At 50.4% G+C, this 17,482-nt stretch carries 22 protein-coding genes and 11 tRNA genes; 25 read left to right on the top strand and 8 right to left on the bottom strand.

Going from position 1 to position 17,482, the window contains the following annotated elements:
* Positions 1-44 precede the first annotated feature (44 nt).
* The 3 genes from ACFSB2_RS22405 to ACFSB2_RS22395 all read right to left on the bottom strand — a co-directional run bounded on the left by ACFSB2_RS22405 (position 45) and on the right by ACFSB2_RS22395 (position 1,244).
* On the bottom strand, positions 45-281 hold the full coding sequence (locus ACFSB2_RS22405) for a hypothetical protein (protein ID WP_377945310.1): 237 nt from the start codon (positions 279-281) through the stop codon (positions 45-47).
* A gap of 66 nt (positions 282-347) precedes the next feature.
* Positions 348-620, bottom strand: a complete 273-nt coding sequence (locus ACFSB2_RS22400; RefSeq protein WP_377945309.1) for an HU family DNA-binding protein — start codon at positions 618-620, stop codon at positions 348-350.
* A gap of 57 nt (positions 621-677) precedes the next feature.
* Positions 678-1,244, bottom strand: coding sequence for a site-specific integrase (locus tag ACFSB2_RS22395; RefSeq protein ID WP_377945308.1), 567 nt, complete (start codon positions 1,242-1,244; stop codon positions 678-680).
* Positions 1,245-1,520: 276 nt separating this feature from the next.
* On the opposite strand from ACFSB2_RS22395, the gene ACFSB2_RS22390 reads away from it, so the two are divergent.
* The 5 genes from ACFSB2_RS22390 (at position 1,521) to ACFSB2_RS22370 (ending at position 5,097) form a co-directional block, all read left to right on the top strand.
* Positions 1,521-1,985, top strand: coding sequence for a hypothetical protein (locus ACFSB2_RS22390; protein WP_377945307.1), 465 nt, complete (start codon positions 1,521-1,523; stop codon positions 1,983-1,985).
* 206 nt (positions 1,986-2,191) lie between these two features.
* Positions 2,192-2,779 (top strand): hypothetical protein, encoded by a 588-nt coding sequence (locus ACFSB2_RS22385; RefSeq protein ID WP_377945306.1) that lies wholly within the window; start codon positions 2,192-2,194, stop codon positions 2,777-2,779.
* Positions 2,780-2,881: 102 nt separating this feature from the next.
* Positions 2,882-3,754: a hypothetical protein gene (locus ACFSB2_RS22380; protein ID WP_377945305.1), complete on the top strand. Its 873-nt coding sequence runs from the start codon at positions 2,882-2,884 to the stop codon at positions 3,752-3,754.
* A 302-nt stretch (positions 3,755-4,056) separates the two neighbouring features.
* Entirely contained in the window at positions 4,057-4,527 is a 471-nt protein-coding gene (locus tag ACFSB2_RS22375) for a helix-turn-helix domain-containing protein (RefSeq protein WP_377945304.1), read from the top strand.
* 6 nt (positions 4,528-4,533) lie between these two features.
* Positions 4,534-5,097, top strand: a complete 564-nt coding sequence (locus tag ACFSB2_RS22370; RefSeq protein WP_377945303.1) for a PIN domain-containing protein — start codon at positions 4,534-4,536, stop codon at positions 5,095-5,097.
* Between the two features lie 82 nt (positions 5,098-5,179).
* Here the strand turns inward: ACFSB2_RS22370 and ACFSB2_RS22365 are convergent, their stop codons facing one another.
* The 3 genes from ACFSB2_RS22365 to ACFSB2_RS22355 all read right to left on the bottom strand — a co-directional run bounded on the left by ACFSB2_RS22365 (position 5,180) and on the right by ACFSB2_RS22355 (position 7,079).
* Positions 5,180-5,632: an NUDIX hydrolase gene (locus ACFSB2_RS22365; RefSeq protein WP_377945302.1), complete on the bottom strand. Its 453-nt coding sequence runs from the start codon at positions 5,630-5,632 to the stop codon at positions 5,180-5,182.
* 147 nt (positions 5,633-5,779) lie between these two features.
* On the bottom strand, positions 5,780-6,622 hold the full coding sequence (locus ACFSB2_RS22360; RefSeq protein WP_377945301.1) for a tyrosine-type recombinase/integrase: 843 nt from the start codon (positions 6,620-6,622) through the stop codon (positions 5,780-5,782).
* Between the two features lie 247 nt (positions 6,623-6,869).
* Complete coding sequence (locus tag ACFSB2_RS22355; protein ID WP_377945300.1) at positions 6,870-7,079, bottom strand: hypothetical protein; 210 nt, start codon at positions 7,077-7,079, stop codon at positions 6,870-6,872.
* A 37-nt stretch (positions 7,080-7,116) separates the two neighbouring features.
* Here ACFSB2_RS22355 and ACFSB2_RS22350 point away from each other — a divergent pair, with 37 nt between their 5' ends.
* The 17 genes from ACFSB2_RS22350 (at position 7,117) to ACFSB2_RS22270 (ending at position 13,278) form a co-directional block, all read left to right on the top strand.
* On the top strand, positions 7,117-7,695 hold the full coding sequence (locus ACFSB2_RS22350) for a manganese catalase family protein (protein ID WP_377945464.1): 579 nt from the start codon (positions 7,117-7,119) through the stop codon (positions 7,693-7,695).
* A 269-nt stretch (positions 7,696-7,964) separates the two neighbouring features.
* Positions 7,965-8,267 carry a metal-sulfur cluster assembly factor gene (locus ACFSB2_RS22345; RefSeq protein ID WP_377945463.1) on the top strand — a complete coding sequence of 101 codons (303 nt, stop codon included), beginning with the start codon at positions 7,965-7,967 and terminating at the stop codon, positions 8,265-8,267.
* A gap of 18 nt (positions 8,268-8,285) precedes the next feature.
* The gene (locus ACFSB2_RS22340; RefSeq protein ID WP_377945299.1) at positions 8,286-8,498 is read left to right on the top strand and encodes a DUF1540 domain-containing protein; all 213 of its coding nucleotides are present in this window, start codon (positions 8,286-8,288) and stop codon (positions 8,496-8,498) included.
* A 387-nt stretch (positions 8,499-8,885) separates the two neighbouring features.
* Positions 8,886-8,962, top strand: a tRNA-Ile gene (locus ACFSB2_RS22335).
* A gap of 70 nt (positions 8,963-9,032) precedes the next feature.
* A tRNA-Arg gene (locus ACFSB2_RS22330) sits at positions 9,033-9,109 on the top strand.
* Position 9,110: 1 nt separating this feature from the next.
* A tRNA-Leu gene (locus tag ACFSB2_RS22325) sits at positions 9,111-9,193 on the top strand.
* 2 nt (positions 9,194-9,195) lie between these two features.
* Positions 9,196-9,271 (top strand) — tRNA-Ala (locus ACFSB2_RS22320).
* A 4-nt stretch (positions 9,272-9,275) separates the two neighbouring features.
* A tRNA-Asn gene (locus ACFSB2_RS22315) sits at positions 9,276-9,350 on the top strand.
* Between the two features lie 5 nt (positions 9,351-9,355).
* Positions 9,356-9,430: transfer RNA gene (locus ACFSB2_RS22310), tRNA-Glu, on the top strand.
* Positions 9,431-9,505 (top strand) — tRNA-Val (locus tag ACFSB2_RS22305). It begins immediately after the preceding tRNA gene.
* 12 nt (positions 9,506-9,517) lie between these two features.
* Positions 9,518-9,593, top strand: a tRNA-Met gene (locus ACFSB2_RS22300).
* Between the two features lie 3 nt (positions 9,594-9,596).
* A tRNA-Asp gene (locus tag ACFSB2_RS22295) sits at positions 9,597-9,673 on the top strand.
* Between the two features lie 26 nt (positions 9,674-9,699).
* A tRNA-Ile gene (locus tag ACFSB2_RS22290) sits at positions 9,700-9,776 on the top strand.
* 158 nt (positions 9,777-9,934) lie between these two features.
* On the top strand, positions 9,935-10,498 hold the full coding sequence (locus ACFSB2_RS22285; RefSeq protein WP_377945298.1) for an anthranilate synthase component II: 564 nt from the start codon (positions 9,935-9,937) through the stop codon (positions 10,496-10,498).
* Between the two features lie 154 nt (positions 10,499-10,652).
* A complete protein-coding gene (locus tag ACFSB2_RS22280; RefSeq protein ID WP_377945297.1) occupies positions 10,653-12,182 on the top strand; it encodes an anthranilate synthase component I family protein in 1,530 nt (509 codons plus the stop codon).
* Positions 12,183-12,283: 101 nt separating this feature from the next.
* Positions 12,284-12,360: transfer RNA gene (locus tag ACFSB2_RS22275), tRNA-Arg, on the top strand.
* A 204-nt stretch (positions 12,361-12,564) separates the two neighbouring features.
* A complete protein-coding gene (locus ACFSB2_RS22270) occupies positions 12,565-13,278 on the top strand; it encodes an SGNH/GDSL hydrolase family protein (protein WP_377945296.1) in 714 nt (237 codons plus the stop codon).
* Between the two features lie 83 nt (positions 13,279-13,361).
* Here ACFSB2_RS22270 and ACFSB2_RS22265 read toward each other — a convergent pair whose 3' ends face one another.
* Both ACFSB2_RS22265 and ACFSB2_RS22260 read right to left on the bottom strand, forming a co-directional pair.
* The gene (locus ACFSB2_RS22265) at positions 13,362-13,772 is read right to left on the bottom strand and encodes a CoA-binding protein (protein ID WP_377945295.1); all 411 of its coding nucleotides are present in this window, start codon (positions 13,770-13,772) and stop codon (positions 13,362-13,364) included.
* A gap of 172 nt (positions 13,773-13,944) precedes the next feature.
* Positions 13,945-14,166 (bottom strand): hypothetical protein, encoded by a 222-nt coding sequence (locus tag ACFSB2_RS22260; protein WP_377945470.1) that lies wholly within the window; start codon positions 14,164-14,166, stop codon positions 13,945-13,947.
* A gap of 190 nt (positions 14,167-14,356) precedes the next feature.
* Here ACFSB2_RS22260 and argC point away from each other — a divergent pair, with 190 nt between their 5' ends.
* The 3 genes from argC to ACFSB2_RS22245 are packed head-to-tail and all read left to right on the top strand — an operon-like array spanning position 14,357 to position 17,384.
* Complete coding sequence (gene argC / locus ACFSB2_RS22255; protein WP_377945294.1) at positions 14,357-15,397, top strand: N-acetyl-gamma-glutamyl-phosphate reductase; 1,041 nt, start codon at positions 14,357-14,359, stop codon at positions 15,395-15,397.
* 11 nt (positions 15,398-15,408) lie between these two features.
* Positions 15,409-16,218: an acetylglutamate kinase gene (argB, locus tag ACFSB2_RS22250; protein ID WP_377945293.1), complete on the top strand. Its 810-nt coding sequence runs from the start codon at positions 15,409-15,411 to the stop codon at positions 16,216-16,218.
* Positions 16,215-17,384, top strand: coding sequence for an aspartate aminotransferase family protein (locus ACFSB2_RS22245; protein ID WP_377945292.1), 1,170 nt, complete (start codon positions 16,215-16,217; stop codon positions 17,382-17,384). The genes argB and ACFSB2_RS22245 overlap by 4 nt, the downstream gene beginning before the upstream one ends.
* The last annotated feature ends 98 nt before the right edge of the window (positions 17,385-17,482 follow it).

The raw sequence follows: 17,482 nt of genomic DNA, 5'->3' as shown, positions 1-17,482 counted from the left end.
CAAAAAGATAAGGCACCAACCACTTATGGTCGATGCCTCTGTTTTTAGTATTGGCACGCTGTGTGCTGCATTGGCGGGGCGGTATCCCATAGTGGTTCCGTGGCCGGGGAAAGCTGAAACCATTCTTCGTCATCAAGTGCGATTGGCTCCACATGATAGTGCGCCACGCTATTGCAAGCTAAAAACGCGGCGGCGGCGGGCAGTTCTGAGCGGCGGACGAGGACGGATTGTACTACTCCATGAGCAAACAAGGTGAGTTGAATTTGGAGTTCGGAGTCCATGACAAAGTGTCCCTCCCAAGCAATGAAATAGGCCGCCAGATTCGCTCTGACGGCCTTTGTTGTGATTCAGTTCAGACGACTTTTAATGTCGCCGCTCGGCACGAAGCGGACTGTTCGATACGAACGAGCCATCTTTGTTTCGCCTGTCTGCGGATGATGGTAGTATCGTGCAGCGTGGTCGGTGATTGCGAAGCTGCCAAAACCCCTGATGGACACCTTGTCGCCATGTGCCAACACGTTTGTCACCGTTTCCTGCATTGCCGTGAGCATTTTTGCAGCCTGCGCATGTGAAACACCTGAACCGATTGCGATTGCTTTGATAAGTTCCTGTTTGTTCATCTTTGATCCCTCCCGTCCATCCAGAGACTGTATGACAAAAACGCAGATGGAACGGCGTTACAGGTTAATTCGCAATACGGCCTTGTCCACATCTTCCTTGGTCACTCCGATGTACCGAAGGGTCACAGATGGACTGCTGTGGTTCAAAAGCGTTTGCACCAATGCAATGTCTTTGCCCTCTGCATAGACGTGATATGCCAGCGTCTTGCGCATGCTGTGCGTGCCAACACGTTCTTTCACGCCGACAGCGTGTGCAGCCTCGGCAACGATTCTTCGTGCTTGCTGCCTCGTTAGATGTCCCCCTTTTCGCGACACAAACAACGGTTCGTCGTCTTGAGCGGACTTGCGAGTTGCCAGATACTCTCCGAGGGCTTTACTGGCTGAGTCGCTGATCGGGAAGTTTTTGAACTTGCCTGTTTTTGCTTCGCGCACTTGTACCCTGTCTCGGATACGACCGCGTTCATCGCGCACATCACCGATTGTCAGACGGAGAAGGTCTGATACCCGTAATCCAGCGTTGCAACCCAATGCGAAAAGTGCATAGTTTCTCAGATTCGATCCTCGCAACAGTTTTTTGATAGCCTCAACCTTGTTCCGATCTTTGATCGGTTCCACGAACTCCATTCTGATCACCGTCCTCACTATGTCCCACAACGTATGACAAATAGCAGCTTTGGAACATTGGGAAGTAGGAGTATGACGTTCAGAACATCAAAAATGCCCGCAACCCCATGCGACACATAGGTTTGCGGGCATTTTGCTAATGTTCCACATTCATCATTGTGGTGCATTAGAAAACCCATTAAGAAAAATACCTAAATTACTTTCATACCATATTGACACCTTGGTATTACCGTAGTATTATACAGGTATCACCAAAACGGAAAGGGAGCAAGCACAATGAGTCCAGTTAAAAAGTTTTCAATATCTTTACCTGAAAGGATTGTCGATGAACTTGAGGACAGACAACGAGAGGGAACAGCAAGATCGGAAATTATCGCACGGGACTTAGGGCGTCTGTACGATATGTACCGTTGGACACGCGCGAGTATTGCAGAGAAGTTCTCGGAAGAAGAAATGGCTGCTCTGGTGGCGGTTCTGATGAATGTCGCTACAGATACACCGGGCGATCAGGCCATCACTGCAAGATCACTCCATATGTCTATCGAGGATGAAATCGAGTATGGGAACCTTGCTCAAAGAGTTCCGAATACGGATGTTCAGATGTTCCTCGACAAAGTAAAGGCATTGTCATTGTTTGAGCGGCTTGCTGTGGTTGACACGGTGGAACGATTCCTCAAGGATGCCAGCCATGGTATTTCTATTGACAAAATTGTAGATTATTTCAGCCCAAAGAGGGTCTAGGACGAAAGGGAGAAGTCCCGTGCCAAACGGATTGATTTTTGACAAACTGAGAAAGGATCGTGATTACAATAAAGACTATGACCGCACGGTACAATGGCACGTGCCCAAAGTGTGGGCGATTTATCAAGGCGGGTACTACCATCAGCTACGAAACACAGACTCGTAAGGCATACCACGTTGCCTGTACGGAGGCGCAAGATAAGCCATTGACCGAAGAGGAGAAGCGGCTTAAAGAGGAGCGCGAAGCAAAAATGAGAGCGGAACGAGAACTCTATGAGCGCGAAGTCAAGGCTGAACAGGACAAGCCTCTTTCTTTTGAGGTCGATTTGAAACGGTATTTTGCGTGCGACATGGATATGGAAAACTTGGTTTTTGAACCTTCAAAGGAGCACCTGAGCAATGCGCAAAAGGATGCTGTAAGCTGGCTGATGAAAGTTGCCGGGAGTATATATTGTCACGGCCAATCTTACGTCAACGCCGAAATGTTTGATATTAAGGAACACGAGGAAGTTACTTTGGAAAAACTGCTCCAACTGGCCGATTCCATCGCGAGAGAAAAGGGAATCAAATCTCTACAGGATACACAACGCGAGAAAGAAGAGAAAGAAGCGACAGAGAAGGCCAAACGAGCCGAGATTTTTGAAGAAGCCAAACGCACTGGGGCACCCGTAGTTCTCTCCTCGTACACCACGGATTGCATCAATTCTGCGAAGTTTGATTGTAGCATGGACATCGTAACCGTCTACGCGATGCCCGATGGATCAACTGACTCCAGACGAGTCCATGCCTGTTGAAGAGAGCGAGGGAGCGTAGACATGGGACCGAAAGATGTGGAGTCTAAATTGAAGTGTACACCGACGGAACGTCAACGTTGGACTGAGGCGGGTTATCTACCTGTGGTTGAAACAAAGGAGTTTCACAAATACGGTAAAACCCTCTTGTACAACATTTACGATGATTCCGCCATTCAGAGCATTTCGCCAGACCAGATCGAGTTTTGGCGAAATGCTCACAAACAACACGTGAAGGAATCTCGTAGCAAAGGAGCGCAGAAAGCCTCTGAAACACGGGAAATCCGTCGCCAGAAGCGTGATGATGTATACACCGAAGTAGGAGAGAAGTTTAAGCTACTTAGTGACATAAACGAGATGCTTGGTGCGACCTATTTGTTGGCTTTCTGGACGCTATGGGCATCTCGGTGGGCGAAAGAATACCAAGTCAAACGTGCTGTTTCCAAAACACCTCATCTACAAACAGACAAGACGGCTTATTGGTATAGTTTGAAAAAAGAGGCGATCGGTCTCTTGGTGACTTCTCCGGTGGGGAAACTATCGTTTTACGAACCTCCAAAGCCCAAGGTTCGAGCTTCTTTGTGTGAGTTTCATCGTGAAGAGTGGCGCGACAGTAGCTTGAGTCTTGGTTTTGGGGAGTTCGTTGAACAACAATTCGAGCAGCTAGTCCGTTGCAACGAATGTGAAATTGATCAGATGTACTTTGCGTTGTACTTTTTGGAGATCAAATCCCCTCTTGCGGATGGGTGGACGTTCTCATTTCATACTCCTTATTCGGTCGGAAGTCAATTCTTACCTGACCCCGCTGTGTTGCCGAGGGTGTTCCATACTAGGGAACAAGAAGGGATGTTCCGGTTTGGGAGGACACTCCAAGACGTTGAAAAGATCATTTACTCCGAACGAGATGTTAAACGGAATTTGCAGGGGGCAATGTCCAACTATTTATCTGTGGCAAATAGCCAAGAACTGTCGAACTAGCTGTATTGGTCAATCGTAGAGGATCGGAATCACGTGTCGGGCTGTTGAGGGTCGAAACTCTTGATGGCCTTTATTCATGTTTACCGTGGTTTGTGTCTGGTTCGCAGACTGTGATTATGGCTAGTTGTTTCCGCATATCGCCCCAAATCCACTCCCACTGGGATTTCCCGTACATTTTGCAAACCAGACTTTCAATCCATTGTGTCTGATACATACACTCAGCTTACGTCGTTGCGGTTATTTCGTTTATTTCTTATAATACGGATACAGGGAGGCTATACTGTTCAGAAGGAGGGAGTCCCATGCCGGATATGTCAGTCAATCTGATTGAGCCTAATGATAAAGAGTTCGACAGCATAAAAAAGCTCGTCAGCAGTCTGGACACTGCACCAGACGAGAATGAGTTCGTGATCGTCGATCAGGTACACAATGTCAGGATCGAACTTCCACACGCTCTTTACCGCGTGTTAGTGGACGCGGCGCACCAGTTAGCGAAGGGGAACACCGTTGGGGTGCTGCATTACGAGCAGGACATCACCACACAACAAGCAGCCGAGATTTTGCAGGTATCGCGTCCGTACGTCGTCAAAATCCTCGAAGCAGGTGAGATTCCGTATCATATGGTCGGTTCCCATCGTCGGATACGTTTGGCTGATTTGTTGGAGTACAAGAAAAGTCGGGATACGACGCGCAGAGAGAAACTGAATGACCTGATTCGCATTTCGGAGTCGTCGGGGCTGTACGAATTAGACGATTTCCCGGAAGAGGATTAGTCGCTGATGGCCTTGGTCGTGTTTTTAGACGCTTGTGTGTTGTTCCCATCCAACTTACGGGACGTGATTTTGTCGATGGCAGAGGCAGGTATGTACCAGTTACGGTGGAGTCCTGATGTGTTGGAAGAAATGGAGCGAAACCTAATAAAAGCGGGCAAAGCCACGCCGCGACTGCGGAACGTAATGGAAGCTGCCTTCCCAGATGCGATGGTACTGCGAGACGAGTATCAAGAAATGCTCGGTGATATGCCAAACGACGAAAAGGATCGTCATGTTCTGGCTGCCGCGATTGCAACTCAGGCCGACGTACTGGTGACGGCGAACCTAAAGGACTTCAAGCCGCTGCCAGATGTTTGCGAGGTCGAGATACAACACCCAGATGACTTCTTATGCGCCGTGTTGGAGAGTTCTCCGGGGGAAGTATTCAATGCACTTAAAGACCTAGCATCCCGTAGGCATAAGCCGATGAATTCCATTCATGCCATCCTTAACGCCCTGCACAAGACCGCCCCCAACTTTGTGATGCAGTCATTTGATATTCTTCCTCGGTACAACAAAGGCGGCCTATGAGGGCCGCCGATGCGATAATGGAGTGGGGAGAAGGGTCGGAGCTTCTTCAGGATTCGCTTGCTTTAGTCCAAGAAGACTTACGCTACCAAACGTCTGAACCACCTACACGATAGTCCCTAACATTTTGGTCACGAAGTGTCACAATACCGTTATACCCATGAGCATCACGGATTCGCGTCACAGTGAAGTTTTCCATTGGGGAGGGTAGATCGTTCACGTCAAAGTAGCCCCATTGGTCGATTTCTGCTCCATCTGGCGTCGGTTCCCCCGTAAATTTTGTAGCCTTAAAAATAAAGACGTAAGCGTTACGGTGAGAAAGGAAATACAAACCTGACAGCGGACCTAGTTCCACATCGATGCTTACTTCCTCCATGCACTCACGTTTCGCTACGATCCATGGAGACTCGCCCAATTCTGCTATCCCACCAGGAAGGTGCCACAACTTCTTGCCATATGTCTGATGTACCAAAAGCACTTTACCCGATTCGTCAAATATGGCACATCCAGCCGAGTCGTGTGTTCGTTCTTCAGCCACAGAACCTTCCCCCTCCGCATCTCAAACCAAAACTCTTAAATAAAACATTACCAATAAAGTTGCTATTGCAGTAATCTGTCCGTTACCTGAACAACAAAAAATCCTGTACGGTCGCTCTGTACAGGATTTTACCATAGACAGGAATCATTATTGCACAAAATATCGTTGATACGATTGCTGTCTCGCCGCGCCACTCAGATGCGCGTACAGTTGCGTTGTCTCAGGCTTTTCATGTCCCAATATGGATTGTACTGCGACAAGCGGCGCACCTTGGTTCAAGAGGACAGTTGCTAACGTGTGCCGCATCTTGTGGGGGCTGACGCGCTCTGCGAGGCCACAACGCTTGGCGATCCGTTTGAATATGTACTGGATTTCATGGACGGACATGCGGTGTGGGCTTCTCTGTGTGACGAACAGTGCGGGATCGCGGTCTTTCCTTTCACGCAAATACCGTTCCAACCAGATACGAGCCTTGGCACCGTAATATACCTCGCGCTCCTTGTCACCTTTGCCAAGCACGGTGAGGCAGTTCCGCTGCCAATCAATATCGTTGCGGTTAAGGCGTTGAACCTCGGACAGTCGGCCTCCAGTCGCGAAAAAGAACTCGATGAGGGCGTGTTCGAGGGGCGATGTGCAAGAGTCGCGCAACAACTCCAGTTCTTCGATGGTCAACGCCTTGGGCACCCGCTTGCTCGGCTTTGGTTCGTTCAACTTAAAAGTCGGATTCCTCGCCAGCAGGTCTTCCTCGGTCAACCACTTAAACAACGACTTGATGGAACGAATCTTGTGGCCCAAGCTGGACGGTTTCAGGTGGGCATGGTGGCTCAGATGTTCGCGCAGGAGCGGCAGTGTGACATCTTCAATGTCGATGTCTCCAACATCGCGGATGAGAAGGGCATGTTGCAGTCGGTACGCTTTGATGGTGTAGCGCGAAAAGCCTTCCTGTGTGCGGACGTTGAGATATGTGGCAGATGCCTCGGATAGTCGCATGGGGGATACCTCCGTGTGTTGGTGTGTTTCACACATCAGGCGGAGGTATGACAAGGGAACAGATCGAACACCCCTCCCACGCGCGATTTCACGCGGCCACCACTTTTGCGGCGTTTTAAGGGGGTTCTGGGATGTTGAGGGTCGTTTTGGGACAATGTATCGTTAATGGGTCGAAAAATCGAAGACAGGCCCAATGTGGCGGCCTGTCTTCGCAATGCGATGGGATATTGTCCCTCTTCGGTGCAACTCAGTCGCAGGGATCGAGGAGATGGTCGTCTTCTGAATCAGGAACATCAAACTCCCGCAAAATTCCCGAACCAGCATCTTCACCGATGCCATGTCCACACCCACAAATTACGACTGAACCTGAAACCTCGATGAAAGTGTCTTGTCCAACCACCAATCCGTCTTTCCATTCCTGAATCTTGCCACATCGTTTACACTGGATTACAAACACCTCAAATCACGCTCCACACAAGGGTTTATCGTGACGGATACATGATCCGAGGTTTTATGAGAAAAAACTTCAATATCCAGTACGGGTGAGCAAATGTGATCCCAAACTGGCCAAATTGTTGATTGAACAGTATGGGGGGGCCGATGGTGAACTCTCCGCGGCACTGCGTTATCTGAATCAACGCTATACGATTCCAGACAAAGTGATTGGTCTATTGACCGACATTGGCACGGAAGAGTTTGCTCATCTCGAAATGATCGCGACAATGGTGTACAAACTGACCAAGGATGCGACCATAGAGCAGTTACAGAAAGCTGGGTTAGCGGAGCATTATGTCAATCATGATCGCGCGCTTTGGTATCATGACGCGGCCGGAAATCCATGGACGGCGACCTATATTCAGGCGAAGGGGGATCCGATTGCGGACCTTTATGAGGACATCGCCGCTGAGGAAAAAGCCCGCGCTACATATCAATGGATCATCGACAACACGGACGATCCCGATATTGTAGATAGCTTGAAATTCCTGCGCGAACGGGAGATTGTTCATTCTCTGCGCTTTCGCGAAGCGGTTGAAATTCTCAAAGATCACCGGGAGCAAAAAAAGATATTTTAGGTGTTGACCGTTTCATGCGCATGTTTGGCGTTATCCATCAGACATAGCCGAGACCCTCCCATTCGTGGCAGAGGGTCTTTTCGCGTTGGGCAGTTTGGATGTATGCCTGTTGCGGCCGTGTTTCGTATGGCTGCATTTGCTTATTTGGCTTAGACCGCTGCAAGTTGTGAAATACATACGCGGAAATTGAAAGTGATGTGTCAAAAGGTGCCTAAATATTCGCGCTCATTTGGTTCCATGCTAAACGATGATAAGTGGAGGTGTAGAAGCTGATAAGCACGGATGAGGTCAGAGAAAATTTGAAAAAAGTGATCGATCCTGAAATTGGTATTAACGTCGTTGATCTCGGCCTGATTTACGACATCAACGAGCCGAAAGATGGGCAACTTAATATCGTGATGACGCTGACGACGCCTGGATGTCCATTGCAAGAGGGATTTTTGGATGCCATTGAGGCGGCGGGGGCGCATGCCAAGAATGTGGAGTATGTGAATGTGGATTTGGTGTGGGATCCGCCATGGAACCCGGACATGATGGAGCCGACGGTGAGAAAAGAACTCGGAATTCACTGATTGAAAGGAGACGTGTGAATGAAAGTGGATGTGAAATGTAGTGTGTCGAATTGCTATTTCTGGAAAGATGACAACAACTGTGGTGCACCAGCCATTATGGTCACGGTCAACCAGAACGCCAACGCGAATTTCAACGAAGAGATCGCAAATGAGATTATGGTGGATTTAGACCATACACAGTCGGCAAGTGACCCGGCCAATACGTGTTGTCATACATTTAAACCTGTTTAAAAAGACAGGCAAAGTCGGTCCTTTGGGCCGATTTTGCCGTTTTGGATTTTATGAAATATATTTGAATTTATTTTGGTTGACATTTTATCATGTAAAATGAACTCAAATGTTGGACAGAATATAGGAAATGTGTAGTTTTTGGGGATAAGGGATATCATGACCGCGTTGCGAATCAATGACGCGGTGTTTTTATGAGTAGGTATTGCCAATATGAATACAGCGATTTCTGAAGATTTAGCGGGGGGACGGCAGAAGGCATTGGATCAAGTGCTTCAGATGTACAATCAAAGGGCAAGATATTCGGTTCAAAAATAATGATTGACTTTGATGATGAAACTCCTGTAGAATATCGCTCGTGACACTTTGAGATTTGCTTTTATTACATAAGGGCCTATAGCTCAGCTGGCTAGAGCGCACGACTGATAATCGTGAGGTCAGAGGTTCGAGTCCTCTTAGGCCCACCAGCATTTTCGAAAGTTGTTGCATTCAAGAAGCGGACGTGTTATGATACAGCTCGTCCTTTAAGACAAGTATGTGCCCGTAGCTCAGCTGGATAGAGCGCTTGACTACGAATCAAGAGGTCGGGAGTTCGAATCTCTCCGGGCACGCCATGCCGAAGTGGCGGAATTGGCAGACGCACACGACTCAAAATCGTGCGGGAAACCGTGCCGGTTCGAGTCCGGCCTTCGGCACCACTGGGGGTATAGCTCAGCTGGGAGAGCACCTGCCTTGCAAGCAGGGGGTCATCGGTTCGAATCCGTTTACCTCCACCAGTATTCCTCGATAGCTCAGCGGTAGAGCATCCGGCTGTTAACCGGAGGGTCGTAGGTTCGAATCCTACTCGGGGAGCCAGTATTGGCCCCATGGTCAAGCGGTTAAGACACCGCCCTTTCACGGCGGTAACGCGGGTTCGAATCCCGCTGGGGTCACCAGGGCGGTTAGCTCAGGGGGAGAGCACTCGCTTCACACGCGAGGGGTCGGCAGTTCGATCCTGCCACCGCCCACCAACTATATATCGACGCGGGGTGGAGCAGTTGGCAGCTCGTCGGGCTCATAACCCGAAGGTCGCAGGTTCAAGTCCTGCCCCCGCAACCATGTGGAGCTGTGGTGTAGAGGCCTAACATGCCTGCCTGTCACGCAGGAGACCGCGGGTTCGAATCCCGTCAGCTCCGCCACATAATGCAAAAAGATCCATCACCTTGGGCCTATAGCTCAGCTGGCTAGAGCGCACGACTGATAATCGTGAGGTCAGAGGTTCGAGTCCTCTTAGGCCCACCATTTAGGTGGGTCTTTTTGCGTATTGAGCAAAGTTTTTATTTGATTATCCCGCCTTGATGGTTGACGATGCGGAGGTTCTCATGTACGGTTGGTGTAAGTTGAGACAGTTGAGTAGAGTGTGGCGGACAGCCTTGTGCGCCCGAGGGGAGAGAAGCCGAGTGTTATTGATGATCGATAACTACGATTCATTTACTTACAATTTAGTGCAATATTGCTGTGAGTTGGGTAGTGAGGTGGTTGTTCGCAGGAATGATGTTAAGCTTGACGAACTGCGCCAACTGAAACCATCCGCTGTATTGATTTCCCCTGGTCCGTGTACACCTGCTGAGGCAGGTGTCTCCATTGAATGTATTCAGTATTTTGCGGGGCGTATTCCTGTGCTTGGCGTCTGCCTAGGGCATCAATCTTTGGCAGCGGCATTCGGCGGAAACGTCGTTCAAGCGGAACGCCCGTTGCATGGAAAAACTTCGCTTATCCAGCACAATGGAGATCCTTTGTTTGCGCAAATTCCTTCCCCATTCCAGGCAACAAGGTACCATTCTTTGGAAGTTGATGTAAAATCTTTGCCATCGCCGTTTACTGTGACTGCATATGTCGATGATGTCATTATGGCGCTGCGGCATGAGCCGACAGGCGCGCTTGGCGTGCAGTTTCATCCAGAGTCGATATTGACGACGAACGGCAAGCAAATGATTGCAAACTTCCTTTCGATGGTGGCTTGAGGTCAAATTGCTTATTTTTCCAAAGATAAACCATCGTATTTTATTCGTTTTGACCAACAGGCCATGAACATGCCGCTGATCTAAACATCGGGATGTAGGGTGGTCGAAGTACCGATTTTATTGATAGGAGAGCAAGAATGGGGGCATATTTGTTGTGAAAAAGTTTACATTTGCGACGGATCAAACCGTTGATCCGTTCTATCTATATTTGCATTTGCAGTCGATTGTCGCGCCAAACCACGCGTTTTTGTTGGAAGCTGGGCGCGCCGATGACAGTGCGCTTTATCAGATGAGTTTGGTTGGTCTGTGTCCTGTGGTTGAGGTGCAAATCAAGGATGGGCTGGTTGCGGTATTTGCCAATTCTGCTTTGGAAAATCTCTTTGAAACGATGCAGAACCGTATCCAGCAGGATGCGCAGGCCGCTCTTGTATGGACGAGCGCGGTGTCAGACGAACCATTTTTGTTTCGGCCGGAAGACCCGATGGCCTTTCTCGAATCGATCCGCCAAATCCTCAAGGAGACCTGTGCCAGGGAGATGGAGCAGCCGTTTAGCGCCGGATTTCTCGGATATGCTGGTTTTGATGCTGTTCATTATTTGGAACGACTGCCGAAGACAACCGAAGATGATCGCGCTTTGCCGGATGTGCGCCTAGCGTGGCATGCCGCCATTGTGCAACTTGTCCCTGGTGAAATCACCCTTTATCGTCAGGATGATGCTTCTGTATTCGGGCAAGAAAGTGACGGATTGGGTAAACAGATCAGCGAAGTTGTGACGCAATTGTGCGAAATTGCGCGCTTTGGCCTAGGTGAGCCTCAATTGCTGAATCAGTGCAAGATTGAATCGAGTGAGCCGCCTGAGGTTGCGTATGACATACCTTCGGATATGTATCAGCACAATGTAGAAAAGGCGAAGGCGTATATCCGCCAAGGGGATATATTTCAAGTGGTCTTATCGACCCGGATGCGCATCAAGGGTGCCATCCATCCTTATCAAGCCTATGACGCTTTGCGCAAGCTCAACCCTTCGCCATATATGTTTGTGGCCGAATACCCGGGTATGCGCCTGTATGGCGCAAGTCCTGAAGTTCAATTTCGCTGCATTCAAGGTCGGGCAGAAATGAAGCCGATTGCCGGTACTTCGCGCGGTCGCGGGCAATCTGAAGCAGAGAATCGGCGTTTGGTGGAAGCATTGCGGGCAGATGAAAAAGAATGTGCGGAACATGTGATGCTTGTGGACTTGTGCCGCAACGATTTAGGGCGTGTTGCAGTGACAGGCTCTGTACATGTGCCGGATTTAATGGTGGTGGAAGGGTATTCTCATTTGTACCACCTCGTCTCGCGCGTAGAGGCCGTATTGCAGTCGGATATCAGCGTATTTCATGCTTTGTTGGCGACATTCCCGAATGGCACGTTATCCGGCGCGCCAAAAATTCGCGCCATGGAAATCATTGACGAATTGGAACCGGTGCGTCGAGGTCCGTATGGCGGTTTTATCGGCATGGTGGACGCAGATGCAAATGCGAATACAGCCATCATTATCCGCACGGTCATCGAAGTGGATGGCACACAGTATGTGCAAGTAGGGGCTGGCATTGTCTTGGATAGTGATCCAGAGCGCGAGTGGCAGGAATGTCACCATAAAGCTGGCGCCATTTTGGATGTATTGACCACACCGGTTGTCTGATTTTCGTGCTTTCTGGACTGAGTGAACAACAGTCAAATGCGAATGTGCATTTTAGTGTTGCAAGGTGGCGCGAGTCTGTGTTATGATACACAGCGTCGCTTGCGTTCGTAGCTCAGCTGGATAGAGCGCTGGCCTCCGGAGCCAGAGGTCGGGGGTTCGAACCCCTCCGAACGCGCCACGTAGTGAAAAGTGAAGTAGTCGCAAAAGCTTCTCGGTTGATGCCGGGGGGCTTTTTTTTGCGGATATAGGCCGTCAGTGGATCATTTTTCAACATTTTTTCCGCGTTGATCACAGTTTTGACTTTGTTCACTGTGTACATCTGTATACAACGAGTGGTGTACAATTGGCTTGTCTAAACGTCTGGAAAACGGAGGGAGACAAAATGCGTATTGTATGCGCTGGAGACAGTCTCACGCGAGGTGTGACATTTGTGCACGATCGACCGCGAATTGTGCGTGACAACTATCCTAGCCTGTTGCAAGCAGCTCTCCGCGGAGAAAAGAAGGTTGAGGTCCTCAATCGTGGCGCATTCAACGACAATTCGGACACGTTGCTCGCTCGGTTGGACAAGGATGTGCTCGCGTTACAGCCAGATGTCGTCCTTGTCGAAATTGGTGGGAATGACTGCAATTTTCGTTGGGGGGAGGTGGCCGCAAGTCCTGAGGCCAACCATCAACCCTATGTTCCACTGCGTAGGTACATAGACAATGTCACAAACCTCGTCAAACGTATACGCGACATCGGCGCCACCCCTATCTTTCTCACCTTAGTCCCGCTCGATCCTGTTCGTTACTATCAGTACCTCGCCAAAGCATTCGGCAAACAAATTGCCCACTGGATTGCGCTTTGTGGAGGTATCGAGTATTGGCATACCGGTTACCATCATGCGCTGCGTCAGCGACTCCGCGAACTTCAGGTGAGCGAGATCGATGTAAGGGAGCAGGATGGCCAAGTGGTGAACTGGCAAGATATGCTCAGCGAGGATGGCATTCATTTAACGGCATCTGGATACCAAGCGTTGAGCCGGGTAGTGTTTCTAGCTTTGCACAATCTCAACGCATTCGCCGCAACGACCACGTCATCACTCGCAAAGTAATCATTCTCATTGAAGTGGAATGGACAAGCGTTGTCTGCGTCATAAAATCAGGACGGGTGTCATCTGACGCCCGTCCTGATTTTTTATACAAGGCGCGCGTGTTCAATTTTGATGCAGCGGTCCATGATGATCGTTTTCCCGTGCTGCAGTCCAATCGCCGCGGCTTCCTCGTTGTAAATGCCTAATTGCGCCCAAATCACCGGTGCGGACAGTGCGAGAGATGCTTCGATGATCTCCGGCAGCGCTTCGCTGCGGCGAAAGACGTTGATGATATCGACAGCGTCGTCTACATCCTGCAGTGATGGAATGGCTGTTTCGCCGAGGATTTCATCGGCGTGTGGATTCACGGGAATGATCTGATAGCCGTTGGTTTGCAAATATTTTGCCACTTGGTAACTTGCTCGTGTCGGATCGTCAGATAAGCCGACGATGGCGATGGTTCGCGCATGTGTCAGGATCTTTGCGATGGTTTCGTCACTTGGGTTGCTGAACAAGTGAGCACCTCCTATAGTTGTGTTGTCGTTCGCTGGAAGGCGGCTGATATGTATAGAATGTACCAAATGACGCAAACGAGACGCCCAATCGCAGCAAGCGTGGACGTCTCGTTTGTGTGCTCGAATATTTTGGAATCGCATGCATGTGCGACAATGCGGCCACATGCGTGAATCAGCTGCTGCTGCTTTCGGAATAGTCGACTGGGTAGCCGTAACCGTAACCAACGTGATCGACCTCGTAACCGGTGGTGGTTGTCGTGTCGTATTGTGTCATGTTGATTGCGGTTTCTGGTCCTCCAACATAGCCGTAACCACCTGGGCACAGCAAGAAGAATAATACGAAAATAATCAGAAATACAACCGCCCATCGTGTATAACCGCCGAAAACACCCATCAATTATCCCTCCTCATCGAGATACTCCATGCAATGATGGGACAGACGCCCGATGATACGTACATTCGCACAGAAACATGCAGTTAGGCAGCAGTGTGAATTGGACAACAATCTCGATATTATCGGGACTTCTCTTTGTCTGATGATTTCGTTATACTGAATGAAAATACAGTTTAGGGGATGTTTATTCGTGGGCGAGTCAAAGCCACGTGTGGGTGTAATCGGTGCGACAGGATACTCTGGTATGGAACTGATTCGCCTGTTGTTGCTTCACCCCAATGTGCAACTGACATATTTAGCGGGTTCTCGCGCTCGGTCGGAATCGTTTGGCGCCATGTTCTTGCATCTAGCTCATTTAGAGGGTGTATCGGTAGAGGCGTTTGATGTCGAAGCGTGCAAACAGGCGTGCGATCTCGCTTTTGTGGCGCTGCCTTCGGGTGAGTCGGGGCGTGTTGCCGCGGCGTTGTGGTCGGCGGGGTTGCGTGTCATAGACCTGTCGGGAGATCTTCGTCTGCCGGCAGACGTTTACCAAGCATGGTATGGACATACACCAGTCGAGACGTCAGCGCAAGCAGCGGCTGTTTATGGATTGACCGAGTTTGCGCGGGATGAAATCGCGTCTGCACAACTGGTTGCCAATCCTGGCTGTTACGCAACTGCTGCCGTCCTGGCGTTGAAGCCGCTCCAAGATCATCCGATTCTGCAGGCGGGTATCCCTGTCATCGTTGACGCAAAGTCAGGGGTGACAGGCGCTGGGCGCAGCGCCAAAACCCATCTGCAGTTTGCCGAATTGACGGATGATTTCTACCCTTACAAAGTAGGAAAACATCAACATGTCCCTGAAATTGAGCAAGCGCTGGGCGCAGAAGTGCCGATTGTCCTGACGACACAGCTATTGCCAGTCTCGCGCGGTATTTTTGCGAGTGTTTATATCACGTTGACCACGGAAGTTGATAGGGAGGCCATCTATCAACGCTATCTGGAAACCTATGCGAATGAGCCGTTTGTTCATGTGTTGCCTTATGGGGAAGTGCCGCACATCAAGGCGGTGCAGGGCACGAATTTCTGTCACATTGGGCTTGTGCTGGACGAACAGAAAAAGGTGCTGCAGGTGTTCAGCGTGATCGACAATTTGCAAAAAGGCGCGGCAGGGCAGGCGCTGCAAAATGCAAACTTGATGTTGAGACGCAATGAAACGGACGGCTTGAATGCCGCTGCGTTGTGGATGTAGGGGGGGATAGTGTGCTTGTCGTTCTGAAGGTTGGTGGCGCGCTTGACGGTCAGGGTCAGAGAGAACTGGCTGCGGCGTTGCAAATTTGTCAGACTGCTGGGTATCAAGTCGTCATTGTTCACGGCGGCGGACCGGAGATCACACGACGCTTGACTGCACAGGGCATCGAATTGCCCTTTGTCGATGGCCTGCGCGTGACGACGCAAAGGGCGATGCCTGTCGTCATGGAAGCGTTGGCGCATTGCAATGCCACGCTGTCGGAGGACATTCGTCAAGCTGGATTCCAAGTCTGTTCGCTGACCAGCGGCGATGTCGTTATCGCCAAAGATGTTGGAACCGGGCGGACGGGTGACGTGGCAGCCATTGACAGTGACTGTCTATTGGCTGTTTGTCATCGCGGTGAGATACCGATTTTAGCGCCTTATGGGAAAGATGCGGCTGGCGCCTTTTACAATCTCAACGCAGACACAGTCGCTGCGCATGTGGCGGTGGCCTGCTCCGCCGACAAGTTGGTGTTGTGCACAAATGTGGCGGGTGTCTTCGCCGACTTCAAGGCTGGCGTTCAATACTACGATGTGACAGCGACGACGCTTCGCCGCGCGCTCGAAGCCGATGAGTTGACAGCGGGAATGGTGCCGAAGGTGCAGTCGATGCTTTTGGCGGCTGAACATGGAACCGGGGAAGTATGGGTTGTGGATGGTCAGGACGGCGAAAGTCTTCGCTTTGCCATTGCGCGCCCGACTGCGGAGTTTGACGCGTCAAGGCGCACGTTTGGCACGTGTTTGCGAGCGGCGGAAACTTATCGGGAGGTGGTTCAATGACCACTGCGGTGCAAACCAAACAGCACTTGTTCAACAACTATGGTCAACGGGCGTTGACGATGGTGAGCGGGCAAGGAGCATATCTGTATGACGAAACCGGGAAGGAATATCTCGATTTTACGGCGGGGATAGCGGTCTGCAATTTGGGTCACGCACATCCAGGCGTGGCGCAGGTGATTGCCGAGCAGGCCAGTACGTTGATACACACATCCAACCTCTATGCCATTCCGGGGCAATTCGCCTTGGCGGAAAAACTCGCCTCCTTGTCGGGGCTTGCTGACGATGTCAAAGTGCTTTTTGTCAACAGTGGCACAGAGGCCAATGAGGCGGCGCTGAAACTCGCTCGCCGCTATCAGATGCAGCAAGGGCATGGTGAAGAAAAGTCGCGCGTCTTATCGCTGCCCAAGGCGTTTCATGGGCGCACGATGGGGTCGCTGTCGCTGACGCCGAAAGCTGCTTATCATGAAGGGTTTACGCCGCTGGTGCCAAACTGTGAGACTCCGCCTGATTTGGACAGCGTGTTTGCCGCTGTAGATGAAACGGTTGCGGCCTGCATCGTGGAGGTCATTCAAGGAGAAGCAGGCGTCTTAGGGATCGATCCGGCGTTTCTTCGCGCCTTGGAAAGCCGTTTGCACGCTGTTGGCGCTTTGCTCATTGTGGATGAGGTGCAAACGGGCGTTGGTCGCACTGGCACATTTTTTGCTTATGAAGAAGTCGGTATCAAACCGGATATTGTCACCATGGCAAAAGGACTGGGCAATGGTATGCCAGTTGGTGCGGTGTTGGCGAAAAAAGCAGTCGCCGATGCGTTTACCCCGGGGAGCCATGGGACGACTTTTGGTGGGAATCCGCTCGCTATGGCCGTTGCAAATTATGTGGTAGACACAGTGGCAAAGGAACAATTTTTGGCGCATGTGCGTGAAATCGGTGACGCAATTGAAGCTGTATTGCATACGTATGTCAAAAACGTGAGCGGTCGGGGGTTGATGTGGGGATTTGACGTGCCGGACGCGGCGAATTTTGTCGCCAGGGCGGCCGCATTGGGCTTGTTGGTGACATCTTGCGGCGCTTGTCGCATTCGAATTGTGCCTCCTTTGATCATCGATCAAACTCATGTGGATCAGTTTGCAAATGCACTTGGGGTCTTGACGAGTGTAAGCAGTTAAAGTAACTTTAAATAACCAAATCGCGAGAGATTTCAAATCTCCGCGATTTGGTTAAACATTTGCACATTTTGGCGTCGGCTGCGTAGATGAGAACACTC

Origin of the sequence: Alicyclobacillus fodiniaquatilis (assembly GCF_042678105.1) — a bacterium.
Lineage (GTDB): Bacteria > Bacillota > Bacilli > Alicyclobacillales > Alicyclobacillaceae > Alicyclobacillus > Alicyclobacillus fodiniaquatilis.
The sequence above is the reverse complement of the archived record's forward strand: the minus strand, read 5'-3'. Positions and strand labels throughout refer to the sequence as shown.